Consider the following 8248-nt stretch of genomic DNA (forward strand, 5'->3'; position numbering starts at 1 on the left):
GGTCGACTTCAGCTCGCGGTACGGCCCCTGAGCCCGGTCCAGGCGATGATCGCGCCGAACAGCAGGCTCGAACCGCCGACGACGAGCGCCCACTTGGTGCCGTCGGGGTTGGTCGAGGACAGGTTGAGGACCACGCCGAGGACGGCGACGCCGAGGGAGGCGCCGACCTGGCGGGCCGAGTTGAGCGCGCCGGCACCGATGCCGGCCAGCTCGGGCGGTACGGAACTCGCCATACCGGCCACCAGACCGGGCAGGGCGAAGGAGACACCGAATCCGAAGGCGAGCAGGCCGACCACGGTGGCCGTCAGCGCGAGCGCGGAGTCGCCCGTGAACGGGGCCTGCAGCAGGGCGCCGACGCCCATCAGGACGAAACCGGTGGTGGCCGGGCGGCGCGGGCCGATCCGGCCGACGAGTCGTCCGGTGTAGATGGGGTTGAAGGCGGTGGGCACGGTCAGCGGCAGGAAGGCCAGACCGGCGACGAACGAGGAGTAGTGGCGGCCCTCCTGGAAGTACAGCGACAGGACGAACAGCAGTCCGGACAGGCCGAAGTTGGCCAGCAGACCGGCGCCGAGCGCGGCGGAGAAGCCGCGGTTGCGGAACATGCGCAGCGGAAGCATCGCCGCGTCCTTGGCCCTCGACTCGGCGGCGATGAACACGCCGGCCGCGACGGCCGCGAGGACGAGGGAGCCGAGCACGAGGCCGCTGCCCCATCCCTTGCCCGGGCCCTCGATCAGCGCGTACGACAGGGCGCCGAGGGCGACGACCGCGCTGAGCTGACCGGTGGCGTCGAGGCCGCTGCGCTGCTTGCGGGCGGTCTCCGGGGCGCGCAGGGTGATGACGAAGCTGATCAGCGCCAGCGGCACGTTGATGAGGAAGATCGCGCGCCAGCCGACGGTCTCGGTGAGCGCGCCGCCGACCAGGGGGCCGGCCGCGAGGGCCACACCGGTGATCGCCGCCCAGTTGCCGACGGCGCGGGCGCGGTCGGCGGGGTTGCTGTAGGCGTTGGTGATCACGGCGAGGGACGAGGGGAGCAGCAGCGCGCCGGCGACCCCGAGGGCGAGGCGCAGCGCGACCAGGGCGCCCAGGCTGTTCGCGGCGGCGGAGACTCCGGACAGGACGCCGAAGGCCACGAGGCCGCAGAGGAAGATCCGGCGGCCGCCGAAGCGGTCGGACAGCCAGCCGGCGGTGAGCAGCAGCGCGGCGAACGTGATCGTGTAGCCGTTGGTGACCCACTGCAGGCCACTCAGACCGACGTGCAGGGCACCGGAGATGGCGGGCAGCGCCACGGAGACGATCGTCGTGTCCAGCAGCACCATGAAGTAACCGAGCGAGAGCCCGATCAACAAGGTCGCCGAGGGCTTGTCGGTTCGCGCCGGTGCGACGGAAGCGGTTTCCGCCTGCGTCGACATGTTTTTCTCCTTCGTTTCAGTTGCGCTAATTAGCCGCCGGCCGAGGGGAGTTGTCGGGGGCACAAACCATTCAAGCCGACTCGAAAGGCGAATTGTTGCTGGTGACGACGGGAATGCCCTATGGGTAACATCGGTTCAGCCGATTGGTGATTCGAGGGGGGAGCCAAGACGTGGAGTTACGGCATCTTCGGACGTTCGAGACGGTCGCCCGGACGCTCAGCGTCACGCAGGCGGCCCGTGAGCTGCACTACGCGCAGTCCAGCGTCAGCGACCAGATCCAGGCGCTGGAGCGCGAGCTGGGGGTCGAGCTGCTCGACCGCTCGCAGCGGCGGGTGCGGCTGACGCCCCAGGGCGTCGTGCTGTCGGAGTACACCGAGCGCATCCTCAAGCTGATGGAGGAGGCGCGCTGGGCGGTGAGCCGGCCCGGCTCGGAGGTCGCGGTGGGCGCGCTGGAGACGGTGTGCCTGCATCTGCTGCCCGGGGTGCTCTCGCGCTACCGCTCGCTGAATCCGGAGGCCCGGGTGCGGATCACCCAGGACAACCGGGGCGAGCTGTACAAGGCGGTCCGCCGGGGTGACCTCGACCTGTGCCTGACCTTCGGCGACGCGCCGAAGGACGCAGGGCTGGAGGCCGAGACGCTGGCCGAGGAACCGCTGGTGGTCATCACCCCGCCGGACCATCCGCTGGCGGCGCGCAACCGGGTGCATCTCGGGGAGCTGGCCCCGGAACCGTTTCTCGCCACCGAACGGGGCTGCGGTTTCCGGGAGATGTTCGACAACGCCTTCTCCGGGCCGGCCGTCAAGGAGCCGGTCGCGGAGGTGTCGAGCATCGGCACCCTCGGCGCGTGCGTGGCCGCGGGCATGGGCTGCGCCCTGCTCCCGTCCCTCGCGGTGCGGGCCCAGGCCCACCGGGGCGAGGTCGCGGTCGTGGAGGTCGACGACGTGTCCCTGCACACGTCCATCACCATGACGTGGCTCGGCCGGAACTCGGGCAACCCGAACCTGACCGGCCTGCAGGCGGTACTGCGCAAGCAGCTGGGAAGCTGAGTCCGTCCGGCGCCCGCCCGCCGCGGCCGGAACGTGCCGCGCGGGAAGGCGACCGGCCGGGGGCGGGGTGCGGGCGGGGGTCATCCGGTGGCCTTCGTCGCGCCCGGGGCGTGGCCCGAGGGCCGCTTGGGCGACGGGGCCGGAAGGGGAGGCAGCGGGATCGTCCTCAGCCGGGCGCGCGCTATCTTCCCGGTGACCGTGGTGGGCAACCGGTCCACCACGACCAGCTGTTCGGGGAGTTTGTAGGTGGCCAGCCCCTTGGCGACCAGGTGGCCGGTGATGTCGTCCAGGGTCACCCGCTCGCCCTCGCACAGCGCCACGAGCAGGCACGAGCGCTGGCCGAGCCGCGGGTCGGCACGGGCGACGACCGCGTGCTGGGCCAACTGCGGGAGGTCGTTGAGGAGTTCCTCCACCTCCAGCGCACTGAACTTCAGCCCGCCCCGGTTGATCAGCTCGTCGGCGCGGCCCCGGTAGACCACCGAGCCGTCCGGTTCCAGCGCGGCCCGGTCGCCGGTGCGCAGCCAGCCGTCCGGGGTGAGCGCGGCCCGGGTCAGCTCCGGGTCGAGGTGGTAGCCGGAGAACATGTAGGGGCTGCGGTACTGCAGTTCACCGGTCTCGCCGGGTGCGGTCGGCGCGCCGTCCCGGTTCCGTATCCGCACCTCGGCGCCGGAGGCGGGCCGCCCGATGGTTCCGACCGACTCGGGCGGGTCGCCGGGGCGGGTGTAGGTGCCGGCGCCGATCTCCGTCATCCCCCACTGCACGATGAGGCGGGCGCCCAGGGCGCGGCGTACCCCGTCGGCCAGTTCGCGGGGCACGGGCGCGCCGCCGGTGCGCACCTCGCGCAGTGCCGGTGTGCGCGCACCGGGCACCGCGCGGTCCGCCGGCAGGGCCAGCAGATCCCGTAGTTGAGCCGGTACGGCGAAGGCCGCGGTGGCACCGGCCGCCGCCAGGGCGGCGGCGAACCTGCCCGGGTCCCAGCCGTCGAACAGGCCGACGCTCCCGCCGGTGACCAGGGCGAGGTGGACGGACAGCAGTCCGAAGGCATGGCTGAGCGGGCTCGCCGAGACGATGGTGTCGGCGGCGCCGAGTCCGCCGTCCGCCGCCGCGGCCACCGCGTTGCCGAGGAGTCCGCCATGGCTGTGGACGCACAGCTTCGGCCGCTGGGAGGTCGTCCCGGAGGACGCGAGCAGCATCAGCGGGGCCCGCGGGTCGGCCGGTGCGGGCGGCAGCTGGGCGGCCGGGTCCGGTTCCTCGTCGAACAGCTCGGCCAGGTCCGGCAGCCCGGCGGTGCCCGGGCGGGTGGCGCCGGCGGTCGACACCCACAGGTGCCGCAGTGCGGTGCACCGTTCGTGCAGGGTGAGGATCTCGCCGATACGGTCATGGCCTCGCTGGAACGCGGCGGCGGCCAGCGCGACCGCGCCCGACCGCTCGATCAGCCGCTGCACCTCGCGGGTGCCGTAGGCGGAGTGCAGGGGCAGCAGCAGGATGCCGAGCCGGGCGGTGGCCGCGTGCAGCACCACCAGCTCCCAGGAGTTGGGCAGCCGGGCCGCCAGCACGTCGCCGGCCCGCAGGCCGTGCCGGTGCAGGGCGGCCGCGGTGCGCTCGGCCTGGTCCAGGCAGTCCCGCCAGGTCCGCCACCGGCCGTCGTCCCACACGGCGGGTGCCGTGCGACGGGCGGCGGCGCGTTCCAGGACCTCGGTGAACGTGTGGGACACCGTCAGGGATTCCGTGCGGGGAGCAGGAGCGTTCACAAAGAAACCTCCGTTGCGGGCAGAACGATGCAGACGCTGCCTTGCGAACAGGGATTCTGTGCGGCGCCCGATTCACTCGTCCAGCACCGCCCGATAAGAAATATCGATGATCCGCACACCGTCGACACACGATAAGGAATCCCAATGCAAGGGTTTTCCCTGCAGCGTGCGACCGATGTACGACCCACTTCACCAGCGGTCCGTTCGGCCGCGCCGATGACGGTCATCGACGGAATCGAATCCATGCAGGACCGGATTCCCACTCCGCACCCAAAAACCGGTCGGCAGGAACTCCGGGAGCGGTAAGAAACATCGATACAGTAAGGGGGGACTCCGCTTCCAGAAGTTGCCGGAAAGGCGTCATCCGGACCGATCGCCACCTCCGATTCACGCCATCGAGAAACCCGAAGAGTCACGTTTCCCCAGGTCAAGTGGGCCAAACAGCTGCGCGGACGGCATTTTTCGAGCCACAAAGGCCTATCGGCACCAGATCTCTCTTGTCCGGAAAGCAGATGTCGACACAGAATTCCGTCGGCCCTGAGGCAGGAGGTATCGATGGCCTTCGTACATTCCTCTGGCACCACCGGCGAACAATCCCGTCCGACCGACGGTCCAGCCGTGGAGCACCCGTTCTCGGAGAGGGACCTGCGCCGTTTGGAGGAGGTGATCCATGACGCCCGCTTCGCCAGCACGGCGGCGGCGTCCGAACTCATCGCACCGCTGGCGCCGCACGGCACCGCGGCGGCGCTGACCGAGCGGGAGTGCGTCTTCGACCACTGCGCGGTCCTGCTGTTCCCCGCCACCCTCGCGGCGGGACTGCGACACCTGGAAGCACGGGGGCTGGCACCCCTGCGGACCGTGCCCAGTACCGTGGTGCGCGCCCGGCTGGCCGAGCGCCACGGACTGGACCCGGCCGACTGCGAGGTGCACATCACCCGGCTGCGGCTGGAGCTCACCGGCGGACGGCGGCACCCCGCGGTCGAGGTCTTCCTCTTCCCGCGCGACAGCCGCGCGTTCGACGGGCGGATCGAGGCGAGCGAGAGCGCGCACGGCTTCGAGAACCACACCGCGTTCGTCCTGGCCCGGCCCTCCACGCCGCTGCTGCGCCGGCTCGTCACCACCTGGCACACCGAGGCCGGGCTGCTGTGGGAGGGCGGCGGACACAATCCGCACGAGGGCGGCCCGGACGGCTCCACCGTCACCTACTTCGTCCGCGACCACCGACATCCCGGCCGGCGGCGGCGCTTCGAACTGCACAGCGCCGGCGACCTGCGCGCCGCGACCGCCGACCTCCCCCGTCCGGCCGAGGCGGTCCGCGGTGTCTACGCGGCCTGGCCGTCCGCCGGGTTCACGGCCGCCTGAACCGGCGCGCCCCGGCAGTCCCGCGGGATCTGCCGCTCCCCCGGCCCTGCGCATCCATTCCCCTACACCATCGGGAGTACCCCGTGCTGCGGAACGACACACTCAGGAACATCGCGCTCACACCCGAGCTGCACGACTACCTGCTCACCCAGGGCAGGATGATCCCCGACCCGCTCCTGGCGGAACTGGCGGAGCGGACTCAGGCACTGATACCCGACCAGGCGCACATGGTGGTCGCCCCCGAGCAGGCCGCGCTGCTGACCTTCCTGGTACGGCTGCTCGGCGCCCGGAACATCGTCGAGGTGGGCACGTTCACCGGCTCCTCCTCGCTCTGCCTGGCCCGCGGGATGGCCCCCGGCGGCTCCCTGATCACCTGTGACGTCTCCGCCGAATGGGCCGTGCTGGCCCATGAGTTCTGGAGCCGGGCCGGTGTCACCGACCGGATCGAGCTGCGCCTCGGTCCCGCCGTGAACACCCTGCGCGCCCTGCCCACCGTGCCGCACCTGGACCTCGCCTTCATCGACGCCGACAAGCCCGGCTACATCGACTACTGGGACGAGCTGGTGCCGCGGATGCGGCCGGGCGCCCTGATCCTGGTCGACAACACGCTCTTCAGCGGCCAGGTGCTCGACGATTTTCCCGGCGAGAAGGCGGCCGCCGTGCAGGCGTTCAACGAACACGCCCGCAAGGACGAGCGCGTGGAGCTGATCATGCTCGCGGTCGCCGACGGCCTCACCATGGCGCGCCGGCTGGCTGCCGACGAGCTGCCGTGCTGACCGCGCCCACCGGATCGCCGTACGCGCCCCGCCGAGGGCGCGGCCACCAGGGCCACCATCAGCTTCCCGACCCGTGCCGCCCCGCAGGAGGACGACCGTGACCGGGCTCACCCACCCCGGATATCCGTTGCACGCGCTCGGCGTCGAGGTTCCCCTCCATGACCTGGACGAGGACTTCCCGCGCGACCTCGGCGCAGCCGAACAGCAGCCGGCCTGGGGCGACCCCGTCCAGGTCGCGGCGGTCCGTGCCGAACTGGCCCGGCTGCCCGGCCTGGTGACGTGGGAGGAGGTCCGGCTGCTGCGGACCCTGCTCGCCGAGGCCGCAGGCGGCCACTATCTGGTCATCCAGGCGGGCGACTGCGCCGAGGACCCCGCCGAGTGCGAACCGGCGACGGTCATGCGCAAGGCGGGCCTGCTGGACGCGCTGGCCGGGGTGATGGTGGCGGGCACCGGCCAGCCGGTGGTGCGCATCGGGCGCATCGCCGGCCAGTTCGCCAAGCCGCGCAGCGCCGACACCGAGCAGATCGACGGCGTCGAACTGCCCGTCTACCGGGGCCACTTGGTCAACAGCCCCGAACCGACGCCCGCGGCCCGCCGTCCGGACCCCCGGCGCATGCTGGAGTGCTACTACGCCGCCCATCGCGCCGTGACGTACCTGCGGCAGCGCACGAGCGACTGGACGCTGCCCACCGGGGCGCCGGTGTGGACGAGCCACGAGGCGCTGGCGCTCGACTACGAGTTGCCGCTGCTGCGCCGCACCGCGGCCGGCCACATCCTGCTGGCCTCCACACACCTGCCGTGGATCGGCGAGCGCACCCGCCACCCGGACGGCCCGCACGTGCGGATGCTGGCGCAGGTGACCAATCCGGTCGCCTGCAAGGTCGGGCCGACGACCCGGCCGGAGGATCTGCTCGCCCTGTGCGCCCGGCTGGACCCGGGCCGCGAGCCGGGCCGGCTCACGCTGATCTCCCGGATGGGCGCGGCGGCGGTCCGTACCGCGCTGCCGCCGCTGGTCACCGCCGTGCAGAAGGCCGGGTACCAGGTGGCGTGGCTGTGCGACCCGCTGCACGGCAACACCGTCAGGTCGCCGTCGGGCATCAAGGTCCGCTCGGTACGGACGGTGGTCGAGGAGGTGCGCGGCTTCCTGGAGGTGGTGGCCGAGGCGGGCGGCACACCTGCCGGACTGCACCTGGAGACCACGCCGCACGACGTGGCCGAGTGCGTCTGGAAGGACCCGGCGGAACTCGACGCCGAGCCCGCCGGCACCGCCCGCCAGGCCGTCCCCGCGTCCCTGTGCGACCCGCGGCTCAACCCCTCGCAGGCGGTCGAGGTGGCCCGCGCGTGGCGGGCACCGCACCCTTGAGGGCTCTTGCCGGCCCTCTCCCCAAGTCGTCGCCGACGGCCCCCCGTCGGCGAGTGGACCACCGTGACAACCACCCATCGAAAGGTATGTGACACCATGTCAGAAACGATCATCCGCACCGACGACGGCACCTTCGCCATGATCAACGTCTTCGAGGTGGAGCCGGAGAAGCAGCAGGAGCTGGCCGAGGTGCTCAGCGAGGGCGCCGAGAAGTTCATCCGGCACCGGCCCGGCTGCATCTCCGTCAACATCATGACCAGCCTCGACGGCAAGCGCCTGGTCTACTACGCGCAGTGGCGCAGCAAGGCCGAGATCAAGGCCACCATGGGTGACCCGGACGTCCAGGTGTACCGGGACCGGGCCGCCGCGCTGGGCAAGCCCGACCCGCACGCGTACACGGTCTTCGCCGTCCACCACCCGGAGAGCTGACCGCGCTCCGGTCCGGCACCGCACCGCCCTGCCCACCGGCGGGGCGGTGCGGTGCCCCCGCCCCGCCCCCACTCGTCCGGGTAAGGAGACTCCCGAACCATGTCCCGCCGTC

7 protein-coding genes are annotated in these 8248 nt (G+C 72.0%); 5 read left to right on the forward strand and 2 right to left on the reverse strand.

Annotated elements, in window-relative coordinates:
- Window positions 1–8: 8 nt before the first annotated feature.
- Entirely contained in the window at window positions 9–1409 is a 1401-nt protein-coding gene (locus AQI95_RS16145) for a DHA2 family efflux MFS transporter permease subunit (protein ID WP_067123448.1), read from the reverse strand.
- A 170-nt stretch (window positions 1410–1579) separates the two neighbouring features.
- Here AQI95_RS16145 and AQI95_RS16150 point away from each other — a divergent pair, with 170 nt between their 5' ends.
- Window positions 1580–2455, forward strand: coding sequence for a LysR family transcriptional regulator (locus AQI95_RS16150; protein ID WP_067123450.1), 876 nt, complete (start codon window positions 1580–1582; stop codon window positions 2453–2455).
- Window positions 2456–2535: 80 nt separating this feature from the next.
- Here the strand turns inward: AQI95_RS16150 and AQI95_RS16155 are convergent, their stop codons facing one another.
- Window positions 2536–4170 (reverse strand): class I adenylate-forming enzyme family protein, encoded by a 1635-nt coding sequence (locus AQI95_RS16155; RefSeq protein WP_067123452.1) that lies wholly within the window; start codon window positions 4168–4170, stop codon window positions 2536–2538.
- 654 nt (window positions 4171–4824) lie between these two features.
- Between AQI95_RS16155 and AQI95_RS16160 the strand changes: the two genes are divergently transcribed.
- The 4 genes from AQI95_RS16160 (at window position 4825) to AQI95_RS16175 (ending at window position 8136) form a co-directional block, all read left to right on the forward strand.
- Window positions 4825–5568, forward strand: coding sequence for a hypothetical protein (locus tag AQI95_RS16160; RefSeq protein ID WP_159056528.1), 744 nt, complete (start codon window positions 4825–4827; stop codon window positions 5566–5568).
- Between the two features lie 83 nt (window positions 5569–5651).
- Window positions 5652–6344 carry an O-methyltransferase gene (locus AQI95_RS16165; RefSeq protein ID WP_067123456.1) on the forward strand — a complete coding sequence of 231 codons (693 nt, stop codon included), beginning with the start codon at window positions 5652–5654 and terminating at the stop codon, window positions 6342–6344.
- Between the two features lie 163 nt (window positions 6345–6507).
- Window positions 6508–7707: a 3-deoxy-7-phosphoheptulonate synthase gene (locus AQI95_RS16170; RefSeq protein ID WP_067124055.1), complete on the forward strand. Its 1200-nt coding sequence runs from the start codon at window positions 6508–6510 to the stop codon at window positions 7705–7707.
- A 96-nt stretch (window positions 7708–7803) separates the two neighbouring features.
- Window positions 7804–8136 (forward strand): antibiotic biosynthesis monooxygenase family protein, encoded by a 333-nt coding sequence (locus tag AQI95_RS16175; RefSeq protein WP_067123458.1) that lies wholly within the window; start codon window positions 7804–7806, stop codon window positions 8134–8136.
- Window positions 8137–8248: the final 112 nt, after the last annotated feature.

Source organism: Streptomyces yokosukanensis, assembly GCF_001514035.1.
Taxonomy (GTDB): Bacteria; Actinomycetota; Actinomycetes; order Streptomycetales; family Streptomycetaceae; genus Streptomyces; species Streptomyces yokosukanensis.